The sequence below is a fragment of the Agromyces kandeliae genome (assembly GCF_009674665.1).
GTDB classification, from domain to species: Bacteria; Actinomycetota; Actinomycetes; order Actinomycetales; family Microbacteriaceae; genus Agromyces; species Agromyces kandeliae.
In genome coordinates, this window is record NZ_WKJD01000012.1 from 231,130 (window position 1) to 253,260 (window position 22,131).

A 22,131-nucleotide genomic window follows, 5' to 3' on the forward strand; every position below is an offset into this window, starting at 1 on the left:
CCTCAGGTTCGAATGTGCGTGGGTGGTCTGGTGGACGGGCCGCGTCAGGCGGCGACCGCGGTCTCGCGGGTCTCGGCGTGGGCGCGGGCGGACTCGCCGGCCTGCCACGTGAGGTACCCGCCGTCGAGGTTCACGGCGTCCCGGCCGAGCTGTGCGAGCAGGCGCACCGCGGTGTGGCCGCGCTGGCCGACCTTGCAGTGCACGACGAGGCGCCCGGCGGGCAGTTCGTCGACGCGCGACCGGATCTCGTCGAGCGGGAGGTTGATCGAGCCCGGGATCGCCCCGGCCGCGACCTCGCCCGGCGTGCGGACGTCGACGAGCACGGCGCCCGCCTCCATCGCTGCATCGAGCTCGTGCCACTGGATCGACGGGGTGAGCCCCTCGGCGGCGTTCAGCGCGACGTAGCCGAGCATGTTCACCGGGTCCTTCGCGGACGAGAACTGCGGCGCATACGCCAGCTCGAGGTCAGCGAGGTCGGAGGCGGTGAGGCCGCCGGACATCGCGGTCGCGATGACGTCGATGCGCTTGTCGACCCCGTCGCCGCCGATGCCCTGTGCGCCGAGGATCTCGTCGGTCTCGGCGTCGACGACCAGCTTCAGCGCCATCTGCTCGGCGCCGGGGTAGTACCCGGTGTGCGAGGCGGGGTGGGTGTGGATGACGCGCACCTCGCGCCCGACGCGGCGGAGCAGCTTCTCGGGCCATCCGGTCGTGGCGATCGTGAGGCCCATGAGCCCGACGACCGCGGTGCCGAGGGCGTCGCGCACCCGGATGTCGCGGCCCGCGATCGCGTCGGCGGCGAGCCGTCCGTGGCGGTTGGCCAGGCCCGCGAGGGCGACGAGTCGCTGCTCGCCGCTGATCGCGTCGACCTTCTCGACGGCGTCGCCGATCGCCCAGATGTGCGGGTCGCTCGTGCGCAGGTCGTCGCCGACGCGGATGCCTCCGCGCTCGCCGACCTCGAGCCCGGCCGCGGCGGCCAGCCTCGTGTCGGGGCGGACGCCGATCGAGCCGAGCACGAACTCGGCCGGCACGGTCGTGCCGTCGCTGAGCTGTGCGGTGGTGGCATGGAGCTCGGTCACCTGGGTGCCGAGGCGCACGTCGACGCCGGCGTCGCGGAGGCGGTCGGCGACCGGCGCGGCCATCTCGGGGTCGAGCGGCGGGAGGACCTGGTCGCCCAGCTCGACGAGCGTGACGTCGAGGCCGCGGTGCACCAGGTTCTCGACCATCTCGAGGCCGATGAAGCCGGCGCCGATGACGAGCGCAGTACGCGGGGCGACCTCGAGCTCGGACATGGCGCGGTCGACGTCGTCGATGTCGCGGAGGGTGAGCATGCGGTCGCCGCCCGGCATGGGCGGGCGCACCGGGGTCGCGCCGGGCGAGAGCACGAGGGCGTCGTACGCCTCGATGGCCTCCTCCCCCGTGACGAGGTCGCGCACGAGCACGGTCTTCGCGTCGCGGTCGATGGCGACGGCCTCGGTGCGCACGCGCACGTCGAGGCCGAACCGGCTGCCGAGCGAGGCGGGGGTCTGCAGGAGGAGGCTGGAGCGCTCCTCGATGACGCCGCCGAGGTAGTACGGCAGGCCGCAGTTGGCGAACGAGACGTGGCCGCCGCGCTCGAGCACGATGATGTCGGCGTGCTCGTCGAGGCGACGGAGGCGGGTGGCTGCGGACATTCCGCCCGCGACGCCGCCGATGATGAGGTACCGCTTCGAGGTCATGGCACGAGCGTAACAATACCCCTGGGGTATTGTCAAAATACCCTTCAGGTATCGCTCAGGCAGGTCGGCGGACGCCCGCGCGGACGACGACGGGCCCCCGCCGAGATCGGCGAGGGCCCGTCGAGGACCGGTCGGAGGGGGTCGGTCAGTCACCGGCGCCGTCTGGCCCGGGGCGATCGCCGGCCTGCGAGCCCGCGTCGTCCGCCTGGGAGCCCGCGTCCTCCGGCTGGGAGCCGGGATCGTCGGCTGCATCGCCCGCGCCCTCCGGCGCGGCGCCGTCGGACGCCTCCTCGCCGGTGCCGATCCCGGAGCCCGCGTTCTCCTCGGCGGTCTCGAGGCCGAACTCGGCGTTCTCGTCGGCGTGCTCCACCGCGATCTCGAGGCCCGAACCGGCCTGCTCCTCGGCGTGCTCGAGCCCGGCGCCGTCGACGCCCGCGTCCTCGGCCTCCGTCGCACCATCGAGCCCGGCCGAGTCGCCCGCGCGATCGATGCCGTGCTCCGTGCCGGCCATCTCGTCGAACACGACCTGCGCGGGCTCGGGCAGCATGCCGACGGCCCCGGCCGCTCCGGCACCTGTCGCGCCGACGGCCACCGCGGCGACCGCGCCCATCGAGATCTTCGCCGCGAGCCCCAGGCCCGCGAACCACTCCATCACCACTCGTCTCCTCGCCGACGGCGCGCGCGCAGGTGCGGGCGCCGCCACGCCCGGGTCTGCATCGGGGACGAACTCGACCTCGGACCGATGGCCGAGGTCGAGTCGGGAGGCCACCGCGGCGCTCGGCCGCGGCGGCCTCCCGGATGACGATGCCCGGAAGCCGGCGATCGCATCGGCGAGGGGGGAGAGCTCGTCACGGCCGCGGGGGGAACGGCCGTGCAGCAGCGCCTCTGCGTCGTGGTCGGTGATCCGGTGCCTCGTCATCTCACTCCCTGCCATCGCCGAATGCCCGTGCAGGGGTACGGCCGGTCGCGATCTTCTTCCGCATCGATTCCAGGGCCCGCCGCTGGAGCGCCTTCACGGCACCCGGGCGCTTGCCCAGCACGACCGCGACCTGGTCGACGGTGAGGTCGCCCAGGATCCGGAGCACCATGACGTCGCGCTGGTCCGGTACGAGCGCGTCGATGAGCTCGCGGGCGGATCGATCGCCCAACCGGCCGAGAGCCTCGTCCTCGGCGCTCGGGGCCCGCCGCGAGTCCAGCTCCTGCTGCCACTCCTCGTGCTCTCCGCGACGCCGGCGACGGCGCAGCTCGTCGGTGAGCCGGCGGTACGCGATCGTGAACACGAAGGCGCGGAAGTCGGCCTCGCCGCCCCGGAACGCGCCCAGCCGGTCGAACACCGCGAGGAACACCTCGCTCGTGAGGTCGTCGGGCTCGCGCGAGCCGCGCGCCCTGAGGAAGGCGGCCACGGCCGGCGCGTACTCGTTCCAGAGCTCGGAGTTCGCCCAGCGGGCCCCCGCCTGCGCGGCGAGGAGGACGGCCTGGAACGGCTCCGCGCCGATCGACGGCCGAGCGCGCGATACACGCTCGGCTCGCATCGGGGGGTGCGCGAGTGCGCCGTCGGGGTCGGCCACCCGCCGAGCATAGGGCACCCCGCACGGGGGACGACAGTCCCCGTTTCCACAGCCCTCAGCGCCGGCGCCGCGACCCCGTCCGGCGCATCGTCCACGCGAGGTAGCCGCCCAGCGACCCGATCACGCCGAGCCCCGTGCCGAGCATCACGCCCTCCCACGAACGCCACCGCCGCTCGCTCGCGACCAGGCTGCCGACGCCGGTGATGAACGCGGCGCTGATCATCCCGGCGACCAGGCGGTTGCCGATGCGCTCGGCCCGGCCGACCAACGGCTCGAGCTCGGCGGCCCGCAGGTGGACCTGGATCCCGCCCTCATCGGCGTGCTCGAGCAGTCGACGCAGGGTCCCCGGCATGTCGAGCGCGAGCTCGCCGAGGTCGGCGGTCGCCCGCGCGATGCGCTTGGCGAGCACGGTCGCGCTGAGCCGTTCGCGCGCCAGCCTCTGCGCGTACGGACGCAGCGTCTCGCCCAGGCGGAACTCCGGATCGAGCCGAAGTGCGAGGCCCTCGATGACGAGGAGCGCCTTGAACAGGAGCGCCATCTCCCGCGGCAGCCGCAGCCGGTGCCGGCGCAGGATGCCGAACAGCTCGGCGATCATGCGCGCGAACGGCGTCTCGCGGAGCGAGTCGAGCCGGTATCGCGAGAGGAAGTCGGCGAGGTCGTCCTGCAGCAGTTCGCGATCCGCCCCTGCGGAGGTCGGCGACAGGTCGATGAGAGCCGAGGCGAGCCGCTCGGGGTCGCCGCGCACCAGCGCGACGAAGAGTGCGCCCAACTGGTCGCGCAGCGACTCGTCGATCTCGCCCACCATGCCGAAGTCGATGAGGGCGATCGTGCCGTCGGGCTGGACGAACAGGTTGCCCGGATGCGGGTCGGCGTGGAAGAACCGGTCCTCGAACGTCATCTTGAGGACGATCTCGGCGCCGCGACGGGCCACCCGCTTGCGATCGACGCCGGCCGCGTCGAGCGCGGCCGCATCGCCGACGTTGAGTCCCGTCATGCGCTCGAGGGTCAGCACGCGCGAGGTCGTGTAGTCCCAGAAGACGCGCGGGATCGCGACATCCGCCTCGAACTCGAAGTCCTCGGCGAAGCGCTCGGCGTTGCGCCCCTCCTGCAGGTAGTCGAGTTCGGCGAGCAGGGTCTGCGCGAACTCCTCCGCGAGCCCGCGGGCGTCGTGGTCGCGCGCGAGGTTCCACGTCCGGCTCGCCCGGTCGGCGAGGTTGCGCATGATCTCGAGGTCCTGCTGCACCTGCGCGACGGCGCCCGGGCGACGGACCTTCACGACGACCTCCGTGCCGTCGTCGAGCACCGCCGCGTGCGCCTGTCCGATCGAGGCGGATGCCAGCGGCTCGTCCTCGAACTCCGCGAACAGCTCGTCGGCGTCGGCGCCGAGTTCGCTGCGGATCACGGCGCGGACCTGCTCGACCGGGACGGGCGGAGCGGCGTCCTGCAGCTTCGCGAGCTCGTCCGAGTAGGCGGGCGGCACGAGGTCGGAGCGCGTGGAGAGGAGCTGCCCGAACTTGATGAAGGTCGGTCCCAGCTCCTCGAGGGCGAGGCGGAGGTGCTCCGGTCCGATCGCGGCCAGCGCGTCCGCGGTTCCGTCGTCCGGCGCGCCGCGCCGGAACGGGACGCGTCGGCCCGCGCCGACCAGACCGGCGAGGAAACCGAAGCTGTGACGGCGCAGCACCGCCGCGATCTCGCGGTACCGCGCCCGGTGCCGCGCGTCGGTCGACCCGCTGCTCAGAACTTCGACCCCAGCGCCTTCGCCTTGATCGCCTCGAACTCGCCGTCGCTGATGACGCCCTGGTCACGCAGCGCCTGCGCCTTGGCGATCTCCTCGGACGGGCTCGCGAACGAGATCTGGCGGTACTCCTCGGCCGTGTGCGTCTCGTACTCGACCTGCTTCCTCGCCGAGCGCTCGGCCATTCCGCGGCCGCGCGCGATGAGGTAGACGAGACCCGTGAGCCACGGCAGGAACACCAGGAAGACGATCCAGACCGCCTTGAGCCAGCCGTTCAGCGACTGGTCGCGGAAGATGTCGATCACGATGTAGATGAGCGCCATCAGGTACGCGACGTAGGCGAAGATCCAGAAGACGAACCAGAACCACTGCCACAGATCCACGGGGAGTTCCTTTCGACGGCTGCGCTGACGAGTCACACGGTACTCGTGAGCAACCCGGACGGGCGGCCTTTGGTCCCGGTGCTGCGTGTCGCACCCGCCGCCGCCGTCGGGCGTCCCGGGCCCTCAGGCGACGCGGATCGCGCCCATCATCCCGAGGTCCTCGTGATCGAGGATGTGGCAGTGGTACACCGTTCGACCCGTGATGCCCTCGAACGCGATGCGTACGACCACCCGGCCGCCGGCCGGCACCGGCACGACGTCGCGCCGGTCCACCTCCGAGACCGGCGCACCGTCGACCTCGACCAGCTGCATCGGCCAGACGTGCAGGTGGAACGGATGGTCCATGGTGCTGGTGTTCTCGATCGTCCACTCCTCGATCGCCCCTGCCCGGGGTTCGAGGTCCGTCCGTCCCTCGGCGAACGTCCGTCCGTCGATCGTGAACGCCATGCCCTGGCCCATGCCGCCGCCCATGCCTCCCATCGCGAGGGTGAGGGTCCGGCGTCCGGTCACCTCCTCGTCGCGGAGGTCGCGAGGTGCGGCGGATGCCGCGCGCAGTGGTGCGACGGATGCCGCGGCATCCCCCTGGACGACGAACCGCGCCAGGTCGGCACCGGTCGTCGCGCTCCGCGGCGCGCCCATCGCGCCCATGCTGCCGCGATCGAACGGCAGGGTCTGCAGCACGGCCTCGCCCGCCGCCGCGTCCACGAGGACGTCGGCGCGATTGCCCGGCAGCAGGACGATCTCGTCGACGTCGCGAGGCTCGGCGAAGCGACCGGCATCGATGCCGAGCAGCCGCATCCGCTGCCCGTCGAGGCGCAGCCGGAGGTACCGCGACGTGCAGGCGTTCACGATCCGCCACCGCTCGCGCTCCCCCGGCGCCGCGGCCATCGTCGGCAGGAGCAGTCCGTTCACGAGCACGAGGTCGCCCTCGCGACCGAGCATCCGCTCGAACCTGGTCGCGGTCGCGACGTCGCCGCTCGCGTCGAACGAGATGTCGGCGATCACGAGCACCCGCTCGCGGTCGACCTCGAGCGGATCCGGCTCCTCGACGATGATCGCGCCGTACAGGCCCGCGAACAGCTGCTCGGCGGTCGTGCCGTGGTGGTGCGGGTGGTACCAGAACACCCCCGGCGGGTGGTCGTCGCCGAGCTCGTAGGCGTAGTCGAAGGTGCCGCCGGCCGGGATCATGACGAAGACGTTGTCCGAGTTCCCCTCCGGGGAGACCTCCAGGCCGTGCGTGTGCAGGTTGGTCGTCGCGCCGAGCTCGTTCCGGAACCGGAGGGAGATCCGGTCGCCGGCGCGGACCCGCAGCGTGGGTCCGGGTATCCCGCCCTCGAACCCGAGGACGCGCACCTGCCGCCCGTCGATCGACACGGTCGTCGCGGCCGCGGCGAGCTCGAGGTCGAGCCGGCCGCCGGAGCTCGAGCGCACCTCCGGTTCGCGGAACGTCTCCCCCGCGGAGCCGTCGGCCGGGGACCCGGACGCGTCCGTCCCGTCGGTCGCCCCGGGTGCGACCGGGTCCGTCCCGGTGACCTGCGATGCGGTCCACCAGGCGAGTCCGCTCGCGCCGACCGCGATGGCGCCGACGGCGGCCGCGCCGATCGCGAGGACGCTGCGGCGGCTGGGTCCGGGAGTGGGCTCGCTCAATCGCCGAGGGCCGCGAAGAGCTCGTAGACCATGAACGCCGGCCAGAAGAGGCCTTGGAAGATCGCCCAGACGTACTCCCAGAACGCGTCGGCCTGCTGCCAGAAGTACACCCATGCCCCGAAGATCCCGAGACCGTAGATCGCGCCGCCTCCGGCGAGACCCGCGTTCGACCCGTTGCTCATCCCGCACCTCCCGACTCCGAGGCTAGGCGGCGGCCCGGATGACCCGTGGGTCGAACGACCCGCGCGGGCCGCGGGCCGCCGGGGAGGCTCGAAGCGGGGCCGGATCCCGGACCCGCGCGCCGGAGGACGGCGCGACATCCGCAACGAAGCTGGAGCAGCCATGCCACGCACGTACGTCGTCACCGGATCCGCGAGCGGCATCGGCCGTGCGACCGCCGACCTCCTGACCGAACGCGGCCACCGCGTCATCGGGGTCGACCTGCGCGACGCCGACGTGAACGTCGACCTGACGACCGCGCAGGGCCGGACCGACCTCGTCACCGGCGTCGCCGACGCCGCCGACGGGCGCATCGACGCGATCATCGCCAACGCCGGCCTCGCCACCCCGATCGCGAAGGCCGCCGCGGTCAACTACTTCGGCACGATCGCGACGCTCGAGGGCCTTCGGCCGCTGCTCGCGGGGTCGGACGCCCCCCGTGCGGTCGCGACCGCCTCGATGGCGTCCCTGTATCCGCCGGACGACGCCCTGCTCGACGCGTTCCTCGCGGGCGACGAGCCGGCGGCGCTCGCTCGGGCTGCGGAGCTCGAGGCGGGTGCGCCCGAGGAGGCGAACCTGATCTACGGCACGAGCAAGCGCGCGCTCGCGCGGTGGATCCGGCGCAACGCGGCCGGGCCGGACTGGGCGGGCGCCGGCATCCCGCTGAACGCGATCGCGCCCGGCGTCGTCGTCACGCCCATGACCGAGGCGTACACGAGCACCGAGGAGGCCCGGGCGTCGATCCTCGAGATGGTGCCCATGCCGCTGAACGGCATCTTCCAGCCGCGCGACGTGGCGTACCTGCTCGCGTGGCTCACCGGCGAGGAGAACGCGCACCTGTGCGGCCAGGTCGTGTTCATCGACGGAGGCTCCGACGCGGTGATCCGCGGCGACTCGACCTGGTGAGCGTCACCGGTCGGGCTGCGGGGGGCGGCCAGGATGCTCCGGCCCGTCGGGGCCCGACGGGCCCTCCCGGTCGTCGGGACGGTCCGCGTCCCACTTCGTGCCCTCGAGGTCGCCCCGCAGCGTGCCGGTGATCTCGTCGACGGCGGCGCCGACCGTCGGCGCGAACCGGTCCGGCGTGAAGCGGTCCGCGAGCCCGTACCGGCGCAGCACGTCGACGACCGGGTCCTTCATCTCGGCGATGACGAGGCGGATGCCGCGGTTCGCGAGCCAGTCGTCGAGCTCGACGAACTCGTCCACCGCGGTCGTGTCGATGTCGGTGATGGGCTCCGCGGCGAGGATCACGGTGCGGACGTCCGCCCCGGCCGCCTCGACGCGCGAGCGCACGAAGTCGTCGAACAGGCCGCCGTTGGCGAAGAACAACGGCGCGTCGAACCGCACGATCACGACGCCCGGGATCCGCTCGCCCTCGGGGTTGCGCGACAGGTCGTGGTAACCGCGGAGTCCGGTGACCCTGCCGAGCTCGGCCCGGTACGGTCGCCATGAGTGGTACACGAACGCCAGCAGCGACAGCCCGATCGTGACGGCGATGCCCTCGATGACGCCGAACACGAACACCCCGACGAACGCGGCCGCCGAGAGCGCGGCATCCACCCGGTCCATGCCGACCAGCCGGACGAAGCCGCGCACGTCGATGAGTCGCGCCGCCGCCGTCACCACGACCGCCGCGAGCGTCGCCGACGGCAGGAACTCCGTGACGCCCGGCGCGAGGACGATGAACAGGACCAGGAGCACCGCGCCCACGACGCCCGTGAGCTGGGACTTCGAGCCCGCCTGCTCGGCGACGGGCGTCCGCGACGACGACGCCGAGATCGGGAAGCCGCCGAACAGGCCCGAGGCCACGTTGGCCGAGCCGATCGCCGCCATCTCGGCGCTCCCGCTCACCGTCTCACCGCGGCGCGCTGCGAGCGAACGCGAGAACACCGCCGTGTCGGTGAAGGCGACGAGGGCGATGCCCGCAGCGGGGAGCGCGAGGCCGGCGACATCCGCCCATTCGAGCCCGCCGAGCGCGGGAGCGGGCAGGCCGGCCGGCAGCGCGCCCACCACGGGCAGCCGTTCCCCGAGACCGAGGATCCAGGTGAGGAGCGTCGCCGCGACGACCGCGACGAGCACGCCCGGCACGGGCGACCGGAGCAGCGTCAGGCCGACGATCACCACGAGCGAGCCGAGCCCGAACGCGACCGCGATCGGATCGGCCTCGCCGCCGACGAGGGCCGACCAGATCGCGACGACCTCGGCGACGGGCGAGTCCCCGTCGACCGAGAAGCCGAGCAGCGCCGGGACCTGCGAGATGAGCACGAGCAGGGCGATCGCGTTCAGGTACCCGACGCGGATCGGCTTGGAGAGCAGGTCGGTGACGAAGCCGAGACGCAGCACGCCGCCGAGGAGCAGGATCGCGCCGACCATGATCGCGAGCAACCCGGCGAGCGCGACCGCCCGCTCGTCGTCGCCGACCGCGAGCGGCAGGATCGCCGCCGCGATGATCGGCGCGAGCGCCGAGTCCGGCCCGAGGACGAGGATGCGGCTCGGCCCGAAGAGGGCGTAGGCGAGGAGCGGCACGATCGTCGCGTAGAGGCCGGTCTCGGGCGGCAGCCCGGCGACGCGCGCATACCCCATGCCGGCCGGGATGAGCAGGGCCGTGACGACGATCCCCGCGCGAAGGTCGGGCACGAGCCAGTCGCGGCGGTAGTGACGCGCGACCTCGACGCCGGGCGGCACCCAGCGCGGCATCCGTCGCCGCCCCTGCTCGTCGCTCGCTGCCATTCGGCCCCCGTTCCGATACTGGCGGATGCCCCGGCGGCGCGTCAGGCGTTCGCCGACGTGTCGGCCGACCGCCACACCGGTCGATGCGGCAATCGGTTCTCGCGGTACAGGCGGTACGCGAACGGCGCCCACACGACCAGCGCCGAGCCGAGCCCGACGAGCGCGCCGCCGATCGTGTCGCTCAACCAGTGCGCGCCGAGGTACATGCGGCTGAGCATCATGAGCACGGTCCACGCGATGCCCGCGACCCACACCCACGTGCGCATGAAGATCAGTCCGAGCGCGGTCGCGATGAGCGCCGCCGCCGAGCTGTGCCCCGACGGGAAGGAGCCGAAGTCGGGGTGGACGAGGATGTCCTCGGGGCGGACCCGGCCGACCAGCACCTTCACGAGCCGCGTCACGCCCGCGCTCGCCAGCGCGGCGAGGCCGAAGTAGAGCGCCGCCCACGGCCGGCGCCAGACGAGCAGGCCGGCCACGATGAGGATCGGGAAGACGACGTTCGAGAGCGCGCCGCCGCCGAGCACGTCGAGCACGAGGGCGCCGGAGGTGACGGCCGGGGTGCGGGCGGCGGAGAGCCCGGTCATCAGGTCGACCTCGAAGCCGAAGGGCCGGCGCTCGGAGTACACGATCACGGTGCCGACGAGCGCGACGGCGATCAGGGCGATGATCCCCGCCGCGAGCCACGGGCGGCGGCTGACCCGGAGCGGCGCCGGAGCGTGGGCGCGACGTCCCGTGGGCGCAGTCCCTGGGGGCGACGCGTCCGGACCGGTGCCGGTGCCGTCAGCTCCGCTCATCGCGCCCCCATGCCTCCGGTCGCCGGTCGGACTCCTCGATCTGCTCGGCCGTGCCCACGCGGACCGTGCGCCAGGTGTCGACGGCGATCACGAGGCCGAGGACGACGAGCGAGAGGAAGATCGAGCCGAGCGCGTCGGTCGCCCAGTGGTACCCGAGGTAGATCCGGCACGCCGCCGTGAGGAGCACCACGGCCGCGGCCGCGACGAACGCCAACGCCGTCACGACGGGCCGACGGTGCCGCGAGAACACGAGGTAGGTTCCGATGAAGAGGAAGTCGGCGACGCCCATGACATGCCCGGAGGGGAACGAGGAGGTCGGGTCGTAGCCGAAGAGCATCTCGTCGGCGGGCGGCCGGTCGCGCGCGATGAGCGGTGCGAGCAGCTGCACGACGATCACGCCGAGGATCATCCCGCCCGCGAGGAGCAGCGGCCGCCATGCGTGCTTCGCGAACACGCCCCAGGCCACCGTCGTGACGAGGATGATGATCGGCATCGCGACGGGGCCGAACCCCACGGCGAGCACGATCATGAACGTCGTCAGCCATGCGGTGCGTCCCGAGTCGAACCACGCCTCGATCGGCGCGTCGATGTAGGAGAGGTCGTCGGACTCGAGGATCGAGTCGAGCACCACGAAGAAGCCGACGAGCCCCACGGCCACGAGCGCCGCGGCCACGACGTACAGGTTGCGGCGCGCCCTGGCCGACAGGTACCGCTCCTCGACGATGAACCGCTCGTGGAACCGCTGCCATCGGCCGCGGTCGTCGCGCTGCGATCGGGCGTCCCCCGACCCCGTGCTCGTCGGCGCGCCCTCCCGCGCTTCGCCGTCCTGCGTGCCGGCCCCGGGTTCGGCCACGGCGTACCTCCTCTCGGCCTCCGCGCCGGCGGAGGTTCCCACAGTATGCCGCGAGCCGCCGCGACGGCTCAGGGGGTTGCGCCCCCGCCGACTACGTGTCCCGCTCGACCGGGCCGATGTCCTCGCGGTGGTCGTCCACCCCGCCCGGCGGGAAGTCGTGCCGATCCGGCTTCCGGCTCAGCGCGAGCACGCTCACCGTGAATCCGCCCCACACGAGCACGATCGCGAGGACGAGGAAGAAGATCGCGGTCCCGGTCATGAGCGGCCACCCTCCGTCGACGTGGCGGCATCGACGCGCTGCGTCGGCTCGGGCAACGGCGGCCACGGCCGGAACGCGTCAGGACTGCGTCGCCATCGGATGCCGGTCAGCACGAGCGCCGCCACGACGAAGAACGCGACCGTGCCCCACCCCATGAGGGCGAGGTACCAGTCCGGGTATCCGGCGTAGCCCTCCACGACGAGCGAGACGATGCGCTGGATGAGCATGTAGCCGAGGATGATCGGGGCGAGCACGCCCGCCAGCAGCGTCCACACCCCGCCGACCCGGAAGGTCGAGACCGCGTTCAGGTGGTAGCGGAGCTCGGGGCCCTTGCGGAGCACCCAGAACGCGAAGATCCCGGCGAGCACCGCGGAGAGGACGATCCCGATGTTGTTCGCCCAGTTGTCGACCGTGTCGAGCGCGATGAGTCCCGTCGTCGTCGAGAAGAGGAGCACCGAGAGGACCATCGAGACGACGCCGACCCGCGTGGCCGCCTGGCGGGGCGTGAGCCCGAACTTCTCCTGGAACCCCGCCGACACGACCTGGAGCACCGAGAGCAGCGACGTGAACCCCGCCATCGCGAGCGAGCCGAAGAAGAGGATGCCGAAGATCGGCCCGCCCGGCATCTGCGAGACGATCGCGGGGAAGGTGATGAACGAGAGCCCGACGCCCGTGAGGCCCTCGAGCTCGGCGACGTCGACCCCCTGCTCGAACGCGAAGAAGCCGAGCGTTGCGAACACCCCGATGCCGGCGAGGATCTCGAACGACGAGTTGGCGAACGCGACCACGAGGCCGGGCGTCGTCAGGTTCGAGCGGCGCCGACGGTACGACGCGTAGGTGATCATGATGCCGAATGCGATCGAGAGCGAGAAGAAGATCTGGCTGTACGCGGCGATCCAGACGTTCGGGTCGGCCAGGGCCGAGAAGTCGGGCGTGAACAGCGCGTTGAGCCCGTCGCCGGCGCCGTCCAGGAACAGCGACCGCACCACGAGCGCGGCGAAGGCCACGACCAGCAGCGGCAGGAAGATCACGTTGATGCGCTGGACGCCGCGCGCGACGCCGAACGCCAGGACCACGATCGCGGCGACCCAGATGATCACGAGCGGGATGAGGACCGCGGGCACGAAGGTGAACGAGAAGCCCGGGTCGCCGACCTGCAGGTAGTCGCCGACCAGGAACCCGGCCGTGTCGTCGCCCCAGCGGAGGTCGAACGAGAACACGAAGTAGCTCGCCGCCCACGCGATCACGACCGTGTAGTACAGCGCGATCACGAAGCAGATCATCACCTGGAACCAGCCGAGGCTCTCGAGCCACTTCAGGCGTCCGCCGCCGAGTCGTCGGAACGCGGTCGGCGCCGCACCGCGGAAGCGGTGCCCGAGCGCGTAGTCGAGGAACAGGATCGGGATGCCCGCGGTGACGAGCGCCACGAGGTACGGGATGAGGAACGCACCGCCGCCGTTCTCGTAGGCCACCCCCGGGAACCGCCAGATGTTGCCGAGCCCGACGGCCGATCCGATCGCCGAGAGGATGAAGCCGACCTGGCCCGTCCACATCTCGCGCGGCTGCGCCGCCCCGTGCTCGCCTGCGGTTGCCGACATTCGCGCCTCCCCTGGCCGTCGCCGCGTGGCCGCCGCATCCTCGCGCGCAGCCGAACCCTTGCACGCTACCAAGGCGGGGGCGGATGCCGCAGCCCCTCGCCGGCCGAGCTCACTCCGTGTCGGCGGCCACCAACCGGCCGGACGCGACGGCGCGCGCGAACGCGTCGTAGTCGCGCTCGTTCTGGTCCGCGTAGTCGGCGGCGAACGCGGCGATCGCGACGTCGAAGCGGTCGGACCCGCCGAGGTACGCCGCGATCGCGACCCGGTCGCCCGCGCGGGCGTGGGCCCGGGCCAACGTGGCACCGCACATCTGCGCGTACAGGAGGCCCGCCTTCGGCGTCATGAGCTCGACGTCCGCCGCGCCCTTGCCGTCGGCGAGCTGACGGAGGTAGAAGTCCCGTCGCACCCCGTCGATGCCCGTGACGCGCTGCCACCCCAGGAAGAGGTCGCTCGCGGCCTGCATCAGGCGCTGGCCCCGCACCACTCGCTCGCCGTGGTTCTCGTACGGACTCGGCGGCAGGAAGCGCTCGAGCACCGACGGCTGCGCCTCCTTCGCCTGCAGCATGAGCGGGTCGCGGTCGTCGCGACCGCGCATCAGGATGACCCAGGCCCGCGTGCCGACGCTGCCGACGCCGACGACCTTGCGCGCCATGTGCACGTAGTCGAACTCGGCGATGGGGTGGCGCTCGAGCGGCAGGGTCGTCCGGTAGTCCTGCAGCAGGCTCCGCATGATGCGCTCCTCGTCGGCGCGCGACATCTCGTCCGCCACGAGCTCCTCGATCGGCACGATGAGCGGCGGATCGGCGGCGATGCGCATCACGCCGCCCTCGCTCCGGACGAGCTTGGTGAACGCACGGACGCTGTCCCGGCGACGCGCCTTGGCGAGCGTCGCCTCGCTCCGCTTCAGCTGCTTCCGGCCGATCCGGCTCGCCGCTCGCTCGCGCTCGAACCACTCGCGCAGCGCAGCGGCGTCGAGGTGGTCGTACCACGCGTCCAGCACGCGGGCCTTCGCCGCCAGGCGCATCTGCTCGCGATAGGCCGCCACGCAGGTCAGGACGATCCGCCGCCGGTCGTGGTCGTCGAAGCCGCGGTAGCGTGCCGCGATCTCGAAGCTCGCCGCGAGGCGCTTGACGTCCCATTCCCACGGGCCCGGCAGCGTCTCGTCGAAGTCGTTCACGTCGAAGACCTGGTCCCGTTCGGGCGACGAGAACAGCCCGAAGTTCGACAGGTGGGCGTCGCCGCAGATCTGCGCGACGATCCCCGAGGCCGGAGTGCCCGAGAGGTCGGACGCCATGATGAGCGCCGCCCCGCGGTAGAAGGTGAACGGCGACACGAGCATGCGCGCGTAGCGGATGGGCACGAGCTCCGGGACGCGCGTCGTCGCCTGTTCCTCGAGCAGCGACACCGGGTCGGGCCGGTCCGCGGGCGGCGACCAGCCGGCGTGCGATCGGCGCGGGGCGTTCACGCGGGCTGCGCGCCCCGCTGCGGCGCGCCCCGCGAAGTCGTGTCGCGGCGCCGGGTCGGGGATGCCGGACGAGGCGGGCCGCGGCGCGGCCTCCGATGCGGTGGGGCGGGCGTCGAACGCGGGTGCGGTCATGGTCGTTCCTCGATCTCCTCGGGCACCTTCGCGTTCCGTCCGCCGCGCGATGGCGGCGCGCGCCCCTCGACCTCGTCGGGGATGCCGCGCGAGAGCAGCAGGGCCAGCAGCGCGATGGCGATCAGCCCGACGAACGCCACCTGGAGCGCCTGCAGCTGCGCGTCGCCGTACACGCGCGTCAGCTCGGCGGCGTCGTCGTCGGACAGGCCGGCGTCGGTGCCGATCTCGGCGACGGTCGACGCGGGCACGAGTTCGACGCCGTCGTCCGTGGCCTCGGCGACGGCGGTGCGCACGTCGCCGGGCAGGTCGCTCGAGGCGACCCCGCCCGCGAACGACGTCGCGAGCGCGCTGATCAGCATCGAGCCGATGAGCGCCGTCCCGAGCGACGAGCCGAGGTTCTGGAACACGCCCTGCATGCCGCCGACCTCGCTCGACTTCTCCGGGCCGACGCTCGACATGTTCACGTTGCCGAGCTGCGACGCCAGGAGGCCGAGTGCGGCACCCGCGATGAACATCCCGACGCTGAACGCCACCTGCCTGAGCTCCTGGTCGACCGACGCCAGCAGCAGCAGTCCGGCCGCCGCGAGCACGACCTGCCCGACGACGACGATGCGCTTGGGCGACCAGCGGGTGGACAGGCGCGTGCCCGCGAAGGAGAACAGGATCAGCGAGATCGACAGCGGGAAGATGCGCAACCCGGTCTGCAGCGCGTCGAGCCCGAGCGTCATCTGCAGGTACACGGGGACCATGAAGAACAGGCCGGCGGTCACGGCGTACTGCGCGCCGAGCGACGACAGCCCGCTCCGCAGGCGGGCGATGCGCAGGAGCGAGACGTCGAGGAACGGCTCCCGGCCCGAGTCGATGAGACGGCGCTGGCGCAGTGCGAACCAGGCGAGCAGCCCGACGCCGACCATGATCAGCCAGGCCGTGAGCGAGACCCCGAGCGGGGCGATCTCGACGCCGCCGATCTCCGGCGACTGCAGCGGGATGATCCAGCCCCAGGTCTTGCTCTGCAGCATCCCGAGCACGACGGCGATGAGCCCGGCGGAGGAGAGCAGCACGCTGAGCACGTCGATGCGGAGCCGCACCGGCTCGTGCCGGTCCGCGATCCGCCGCGCGAAGAGCACCACGACCGCCATGACGACGACCTCGCCGATGAAGACGTACCGCCACGAGGCGTAAGTCGTCAGGAATCCGCCGATGAGCGGTCCGGCGGCGACGGCCGCGCCCGATGCGGCGCCGATCATCGCGTACGCCGTCACGCGCCGTCGCCCCTCGTAGTTGTCCGCGATGAGCGCCGCGATCGCCGGGATGACGAGCACCGCGCCGACGCCCTCGACGACCGACCAGCCCGTGAAGAGGACGGCGATGTTCGGGCTCAGCGCGGTCGTGAGCGATCCGAGCGCGTAGATGATCGCGCCGATCACGAACGCGCGCAGCCGCCCCCACAGGTCGCCGAGCTTCGCGCCCACGAGCATGAGCGCGGCCATCGTCAGCGTGTAGAAGGTGATCGCGGCCTGCATCGCGGAGACGGTCGTGTCGAGGTCCTCGACGACCTGGGAGATCGACACGTTCATGACCGTGCTGTCGAGGACCATCACGAACTGCGCGGCGGAGAGCGCCGCGACGACGACCCACGAGGTCGGGGCCGGTGCACCCTCCGACGTCGCGCCCGCCGAAGCCGCAGTCGAGGCCGGAGGCTCAGGCTGCGCTTCGGAAGGGCTCATGGTGGTATCCCTCTCGGTCGAGGATGGCGATGGTGGACTCCGGAACCTCGGTGAAGAGCCCCGGCAGGTCGTTGAGCGGCTCGGACACGACGACGTGGGCGTGCTCGCCGAACTGGCTCAGCCGCTCGGCATCCGGGTACATGCTTCGGATGGTCGGGATGTCGGCCGAGTGGAAGAGCGTGCGCGACCGGCCCTGCGTGGAGTAGCGCAGCGCCCAGATCGTCGCGCCGTCGGCGACCGCGACCGTGCCCTGCATCGGGAACATGACGCCGTGGTCGCGGCCGACGCGTTCGACGAGGTCGACGGTGGCGCGCAGTGCCGCCACCGGATCGTCGGCGAGCCCGTTCGTGATCGCCAGGTGGAACAGCACCTCGGAGTCCGTGGTGCCCATCACGTGCGGGTACAGGGAGGGGTCGACGGCGAAGGTGAGCTCCCGCTTCACCTCCGCGAACTCCGAGAGGGACCCGTTGTGCATGAACAGCCAGTTCTCCCACTTGAACGGATGGCAGTTGGTGCGCTGGATCGGCGGCCCGGCCGCCGCGCGCACGTGGCTGAAGAACAGCGGGCTCTCGACGGCTCGCGCGAGCTCCCGGACGTTGTCGTCGTTCCACGCCGGCTCGATGCTGTGGAACGCCGCCGGGATGCTCCCCGCGACGGACCCGATCGGATACCACCCGATGCCGAAGCCGTCGCCGTTCACCGTCTCCGCGCCGAGCGGGGAGTCGAGCGACTGCGCGACGAGCGAGTGCGTGGCATCGAGCAGGACCGTCGAGGTCCTGAGCGGCTCACCCGAGTACGCCAGCCATCGGCACATGCGAACGCCTCCCCCCTGCCGGAGCCCGCTGCCCGTCGGCGCCATTCTGGACCCGCGATCGTCCCGCCGCAGGGTCCAAGGTCTCATCCCTCGGCGTCGGCCGGGAGGGGGCAGGGCGCGGCATCCGTCATGCGCTGCGTCGCCTGCTCGAGGGACCATGGCAGCTCGACGAGCGGCCGGTCGCGCCCCTCGGCGGGCGACGCCTTGGAGGCGATCGAGGCGAGCGCGAACGCCGCCTCGCGGACGAGCGTCTCGCCGCCGGTCGAGTTGTTCAGCGCGAGCACGACCGTGAGGCCGGTCTCGGGATCCGTGAACATCGCGGAGAGCGCTCCGATGGACTCGCCGGCGACCCCGCGCAGCGGCCCGAACTGCTGCGCGCCGATGCCCTGCGCCTGCCAGCCGGGCGCGTCGCCGCCGAACGGCGTGAGCGTCCAGACGTCGCGCGCGGTCGCCTCCTGGAACATCGCGCCGGTCGCGAACGACTCGCTGATGGCCTTCGCGTCCGTGAGCGTCGTGCGCGCGCCGGAGGCGGTGCCGCCGATCGAGCTGGATCGCTTCGAGACGTCGACGATCGCGTCGCACGCCGGCTTGCCGTCGGCGTACGTCGCCGCGTAGCCGCCGAGTGCGTCGGCGTACGACGTGTCGGAGGCCGCGGGGAGGTCGGTCCCCTCGAGCTCCAGCGGGTCGAGCACGTACTGCTCCGCGAGGTCCGACCAGGACCGTCCGGTGCGTTCCTCGAGCGCCGCGGTGAGGAGCAGGATGCCGGTGCGGGACTCGACCCAGGTCGTCCCCGGGTCACCCTTCCGACCGGCCGCGAGCCCGCTCGCGAGCAGCTCGTTCGCGGGCCAGATCCGCTCGGGGTTCTTGACGAAGTGCGCGCGGAGCGGCCCGTAGTAGTCGGCGATGCCCGAGCGATTGCGGCAGAGCTGCTCCAGGGTGATGCCCTCGAGGCCGGGGATGCCGTTCACCATCTCGGACACCCGGTCGTCGAGTTCGACGACGCCCGCGTCCACGAGTCGCAGCATCACCGCGCAGGTCAGCTCGCCCGTCCCGTCGGCGAGTTGGAACCGCGTCGCCGACGTCACCCGATCGGCACCGTCCGTGAGGTCGACCGTGCCCGTTCCCACGGTCCAGCTGCCCGCCCAGGGCGCCCAGACCCCGGCGACCGCACCGCTCGACCCGCTCAACCTGACGGCCTCGGCGAGGGTCGCGTCGAGCTGCTCGACCACCTCTGGCGCGAAGGCGCCCTCGACCTGGTCGAAGTCGGCAGCCGGTCGGTCGGGCGAGGTGCACGCGGCGAACATCGCGACGACGACGGCAGACGCCATCGTCGCTGCGACCAACCGACGCAACCGCCCTGTCCGTGCAGCCACCGTGCCCCCCGCCGTGTGTCCGCTGCGATTGTAACCCGATCGGCGCGGCCGACCGCACCCGGCTCCGCCGCGACCCCGGGGTGGCTGCCGCGCTCCCGGGGGCCGTGTCCCCCGATCGGAGGACCGCCCGATCCAATCCGGTCCCCACGGCGCGTCGAACCCCTACCAGCACGGCGCCCGCCGCGCGACGACAAGGAGGCATCGCCATGAAGAACTCACCCAACCGCATCGCCGCGACCGTGTTCGGCGCGGTCTACGTCCTCGTCGGCCTGCTCGGCTTCGCCGTGACGGGCGGAGTGGACTTCATCGCCACCGAGGGCGGCCTGCTCCTCGGCGTGTTCGCCGTGAACCCGCTCCACAACATCGCCCACCTCGCGATCGGCGCCGCGCTCCTCATCGCGGGCCTGTCGAACGTCGCCGCAGCGAAGACCGTCAACACGATCATCGGCGCGGCCTACCTGCTGCTCGGCGTGGTCGGCTTCTTCATCGCCGGCACGCCGGCCAACATCCTCGCGCTCAACACGCCCGACCACTTCCTGCACCTGGCCAGCGCGATCGTGCTGCTCGGCGTGGGACTCGGCGCCGAGCGCACCGCACGCGTGGCGACGGCCTAGGGAGCCCGCCATGCACGCACCGGCGACGATGACCCGGGCCTGGCCGATGCTCGCCGGACTCGGCGGCGGCCTGGTCCTCACGGCACTCGCCGCCGGTGCGGGGGGAGCACCGCAGGTCGCCCTGGCCGGGCTCGGCGTCGCCGCGCTCGGCTGGGGCGTCCTGTCCCTCCGCGCGAGCCGCCCGCTCGCCCCGCGAGCGGTGCTCGCGACATCGGTCGCGGCGCTCCTCACGGCGGGAACCGCCGTCGCATCAGGTGCGCTGGCGGATGTCCCCGGCCTCCCGCTCGCGGCGGCCGGCGTGTTCCTCGCCGTCGTGGCGCTGTCGGTCGCCCGCGCCGCGCGCGGTCGGCGTGCCGATCACCGTGGGCCGGACGCATCCGCACGCAGGTCGCCCGCGACGCGGACCGCGACCGGGTCGGAGGCCCGCCGCTCGCTCGTCGGCCTCGCGATCGGGGCCGTGCTGGTCTCGGCGCTCGCGACGCCGGCCCTCGCCGCCACCGAAGCCGGTCGCTCCGCCGTGCCGCACGGAGAGCACGGCACGCGTTCCGGCGACGCGCCCTCGGATCGGGCGCACCACCACTGACCTCCCAGACCGCGGCCGGGGGCGCGTGGCGATGACGCCCCCGGTCGCACCTTCGTCCGCGACACGAGAACCGGGCGCCCGCCCGACGCGCCGGATCAGCCGTGCGCGGCGGACTCCGCGGCGAACAGGTTGAGCACGAGCACGCCGGCCACGATGAGCCCGATCCCGACGAGCTTCGGCACCGAGATCGACTCGCCGAGGAACAGGACGCCGATCGCGACGATCGCAGCGGTGCCGACGCCCGACCAGATCGCGTAGACGATGCCGATCTCCAGCTCGCGGACCGTGAGCGCGAGCATCCAGAACGAGAACCCGTACCCTGCGAGCACGACGACGGTCCACCACAGCCGGGTGAAGCCCGCCGTGAACCCGATCAGGCTCGTCGCGGCGACCTCGGCCGCGATCGCCAGTGCGAGGAACACCCATGCCATGAGGGCGAGTCTCCCAGATCGGCGGGCGCGTTCGGGACGGCGCTCAGGCGGGCGGCTCGCCGGCCGACCCGAGCTCGCGGGTCGCGCCCGACATGAACCGCTCGACGTCGCGGTCGACGATGATGTCGCGCGGCACGAGCGGACGCGCGAGGTAGAGCCCGTCGAGGCTCGTCAGTCGCGAGAGGGCGACGTAGGTCTGTCCGGGGCTGAAGACGCGCGAGCCGAGGTCGACGATCGCGGCGTCGTAGCTCGCGCCCTGCGACTTGTGGATGGTGACCGCCCACGCCAGGCGGAGCGGGAACTGCGTGAACTCGGCCACGATCTCGCGCTCGAGCTTCTTGGCGACCGGGTCCCACGAGTACCGGTACTTCTCCCACGTCGCCGGCTCGACCTCGTGCTCCTCGCCGTCGATCTCGACGCGCACCTCGCGCTCGAGCGACGTGACCGTGCCGATCGTGCCGTTCACCCAGCGCGGAGCCTCGCCCCAGCCCGCGGTGTCGTTGCGCAGGAACATGACCTGCGCGCCGACCTTGAGCTCCAGCCGCTCGTCGGCGGGATACCCGCGGCCGCCGAACTCGCCGTTCACGTCGGCCTCGTTCGCGATCGAGTGCCCGGGGAGCCGGTGGAGCGCCGCCCGGTTGATCCGGTTCACGGTCTCGTTCGTCGTCGCGAGCGTGATCGCGCCCTGCTCGGGAAGCGGCCGCCGCGCGCCCGTGTCGTTCAGGACCTCGGCGATCTCGGCCGTGACCATCCCGTGGCGGACCGCGTTCAGCATGTGCTTGAAGGCGTCGTCGTGCTGCCGGTGGATCTCGCCGAGCTCGTAGATGCGCAGGTCGGCCTCATCCCAGACCTTGGCGTCGAAGAACCACATCGAGCGGTACGTGTCGGCGAAGTACCGGCGCTCGTCGCCCGACCCCGGCACCGGTGCGAGTTGGTAGGGGTCGCCGAACAGCACGACCTGCACTCCCCCGAACGGCTCGTGCGGGCGCTGGCGCGCCTGCCGGAGCGAGCGGTCCATCGCGTCCATCAGGTCGGCGTTGACCATCGAGACCTCGTCGATCACGAGCGTGTCCATGGCGTTCAGGATCTTGCGGACCGCGTCGTTCTGGTCGATGTCGTGGTCGGCGACCACGCCGATCGGCAGGCGGAACAGCGAGTGGATGGTCTGGCCGCCGACGTTGAGCGCCGCGACCCCCGTTGGCGCGCAGATGACGATCTGCTTCGAGGTGTTCCAGTTCAGGTGGTTCAGCAGCGTCGACTTGCCCGTGCCCGCCCGACCGGTGACGAACACGTGCTCGCGCGTGTGCTCGATCGCCCGGAACACCGCCTGCTGCTCGGCGGTCAGGGTCACGTGCTGCAACGGTCGGCCTTCGGTCTCGCTGGGTTCGACGGGGTTCTGGTGCGCCGCTGCGCGCTCCCGGGTCGTGGGGCGGATGCCGCGGGCGGGCGTCTTCACTGTAGACCGAGCTCGTCGCCCCGAGGCCCCGGCCGGGG

Annotated in this window: 21 protein-coding genes; 3 read left to right on the forward strand and 18 right to left on the reverse strand. The window is 72.4% G+C overall.

What is annotated here, in order from left to right; all coding sequences use genetic code 11:
• Positions 1-44: 44 nt before the first annotated feature.
• The 7 genes from GJR97_RS08190 to GJR97_RS08220 all read right to left on the reverse strand — a co-directional run bounded on the left by GJR97_RS08190 (position 45) and on the right by GJR97_RS08220 (position 7,230).
• Positions 45-1,715, reverse strand: coding sequence for an FAD-dependent oxidoreductase (locus GJR97_RS08190; protein WP_154345991.1), 1,671 nt, complete (start codon positions 1,713-1,715; stop codon positions 45-47).
• A 145-nt stretch (positions 1,716-1,860) separates the two neighbouring features.
• A complete protein-coding gene (locus tag GJR97_RS08195) occupies positions 1,861-2,634 on the reverse strand; it encodes a hypothetical protein (RefSeq protein WP_154345992.1) in 774 nt (257 codons plus the stop codon).
• Position 2,635: 1 nt separating this feature from the next.
• Positions 2,636-3,283, reverse strand: coding sequence for an RNA polymerase sigma factor (locus GJR97_RS08200; protein ID WP_154345993.1), 648 nt, complete (start codon positions 3,281-3,283; stop codon positions 2,636-2,638).
• 55 nt (positions 3,284-3,338) lie between these two features.
• Positions 3,339-4,964, reverse strand: coding sequence for an ABC1 kinase family protein (locus GJR97_RS08205; protein ID WP_324613289.1), 1,626 nt, complete (start codon positions 4,962-4,964; stop codon positions 3,339-3,341).
• Between the two features lie 53 nt (positions 4,965-5,017).
• Complete coding sequence (locus GJR97_RS08210; RefSeq protein WP_324613290.1) at positions 5,018-5,401, reverse strand: PLDc N-terminal domain-containing protein; 384 nt, start codon at positions 5,399-5,401, stop codon at positions 5,018-5,020.
• 123 nt (positions 5,402-5,524) lie between these two features.
• The gene (locus tag GJR97_RS08215; protein WP_195760658.1) at positions 5,525-7,048 is read right to left on the reverse strand and encodes a multicopper oxidase family protein; all 1,524 of its coding nucleotides are present in this window, start codon (positions 7,046-7,048) and stop codon (positions 5,525-5,527) included.
• Positions 7,045-7,230, reverse strand: coding sequence for a hypothetical protein (locus GJR97_RS08220; RefSeq protein WP_154345996.1), 186 nt, complete (start codon positions 7,228-7,230; stop codon positions 7,045-7,047). The genes GJR97_RS08215 and GJR97_RS08220 overlap by 4 nt, the downstream gene beginning before the upstream one ends.
• A 160-nt stretch (positions 7,231-7,390) precedes the next feature.
• Between GJR97_RS08220 and GJR97_RS08225 the strand changes: the two genes are divergently transcribed.
• Positions 7,391-8,173, forward strand: coding sequence for an SDR family oxidoreductase (locus tag GJR97_RS08225; RefSeq protein WP_154345997.1), 783 nt, complete (start codon positions 7,391-7,393; stop codon positions 8,171-8,173).
• 3 nt (positions 8,174-8,176) lie between these two features.
• Here the strand turns inward: GJR97_RS08225 and GJR97_RS08230 are convergent, their stop codons facing one another.
• The 9 genes from GJR97_RS08230 to GJR97_RS08270 form a co-directional block, all read right to left on the reverse strand.
• Positions 8,177-9,994, reverse strand: a complete 1,818-nt coding sequence (locus GJR97_RS08230) for a SulP family inorganic anion transporter (protein WP_229276113.1) — start codon at positions 9,992-9,994, stop codon at positions 8,177-8,179.
• A 41-nt stretch (positions 9,995-10,035) separates the two neighbouring features.
• Positions 10,036-10,788, reverse strand: coding sequence for a phosphatase PAP2 family protein (locus GJR97_RS08235; protein ID WP_154345998.1), 753 nt, complete (start codon positions 10,786-10,788; stop codon positions 10,036-10,038).
• Complete coding sequence (locus tag GJR97_RS08240) at positions 10,775-11,641, reverse strand: phosphatase PAP2 family protein (RefSeq protein WP_324613291.1); 867 nt, start codon at positions 11,639-11,641, stop codon at positions 10,775-10,777. Before GJR97_RS08240 ends, GJR97_RS08235 begins: the two co-directional genes overlap by 14 nt.
• Before the next feature lie 91 nt (positions 11,642-11,732).
• Positions 11,733-11,900, reverse strand: coding sequence for a methionine/alanine import family NSS transporter small subunit (locus tag GJR97_RS08245; RefSeq protein ID WP_154346000.1), 168 nt, complete (start codon positions 11,898-11,900; stop codon positions 11,733-11,735).
• The gene (locus tag GJR97_RS08250) at positions 11,897-13,498 is read right to left on the reverse strand and encodes a sodium-dependent transporter (RefSeq protein ID WP_154346001.1); all 1,602 of its coding nucleotides are present in this window, start codon (positions 13,496-13,498) and stop codon (positions 11,897-11,899) included. Before GJR97_RS08250 ends, GJR97_RS08245 begins: the two co-directional genes overlap by 4 nt.
• 109 nt (positions 13,499-13,607) lie before the next feature.
• A complete protein-coding gene (locus GJR97_RS08255) occupies positions 13,608-15,095 on the reverse strand; it encodes a DUF2252 domain-containing protein (protein WP_154346002.1) in 1,488 nt (495 codons plus the stop codon).
• Complete coding sequence (locus tag GJR97_RS08260; protein ID WP_154346003.1) at positions 15,092-16,822, reverse strand: MFS transporter; 1,731 nt, start codon at positions 16,820-16,822, stop codon at positions 15,092-15,094. Before GJR97_RS08260 ends, GJR97_RS08255 begins: the two co-directional genes overlap by 4 nt.
• Positions 16,797-17,636: a class II glutamine amidotransferase gene (locus tag GJR97_RS08265; RefSeq protein WP_154346004.1), complete on the reverse strand. Its 840-nt coding sequence runs from the start codon at positions 17,634-17,636 to the stop codon at positions 16,797-16,799. Before GJR97_RS08265 ends, GJR97_RS08260 begins: the two co-directional genes overlap by 26 nt.
• A gap of 83 nt (positions 17,637-17,719) precedes the next feature.
• Positions 17,720-18,964 carry a serine hydrolase domain-containing protein gene (locus tag GJR97_RS08270; RefSeq protein WP_154346005.1) on the reverse strand — a complete coding sequence of 415 codons (1,245 nt, stop codon included), beginning with the start codon at positions 18,962-18,964 and terminating at the stop codon, positions 17,720-17,722.
• A 251-nt stretch (positions 18,965-19,215) separates the two neighbouring features.
• On the opposite strand from GJR97_RS08270, the gene GJR97_RS08275 reads away from it, so the two are divergent.
• Together GJR97_RS08275 and GJR97_RS08280 are read left to right on the forward strand one after the other, a co-directional pair.
• Complete coding sequence (locus GJR97_RS08275; protein ID WP_154346006.1) at positions 19,216-19,623, forward strand: DUF4383 domain-containing protein; 408 nt, start codon at positions 19,216-19,218, stop codon at positions 19,621-19,623.
• A gap of 10 nt (positions 19,624-19,633) precedes the next feature.
• Entirely contained in the window at positions 19,634-20,206 is a 573-nt protein-coding gene (locus GJR97_RS08280) for a hypothetical protein (protein ID WP_154346007.1), read from the forward strand.
• 95 nt (positions 20,207-20,301) lie between these two features.
• Here GJR97_RS08280 and GJR97_RS08285 read toward each other — a convergent pair whose 3' ends face one another.
• A complete protein-coding gene (locus GJR97_RS08285) occupies positions 20,302-20,637 on the reverse strand; it encodes a DMT family transporter (protein ID WP_154346008.1) in 336 nt (111 codons plus the stop codon).
• A gap of 43 nt (positions 20,638-20,680) precedes the next feature.
• Positions 20,681-21,997, reverse strand: coding sequence for an ATP-dependent DNA helicase (locus GJR97_RS08290; RefSeq protein ID WP_154346230.1), 1,317 nt, complete (start codon positions 21,995-21,997; stop codon positions 20,681-20,683).
• Between the last annotated feature and the right edge of the window lie 134 nt (positions 21,998-22,131).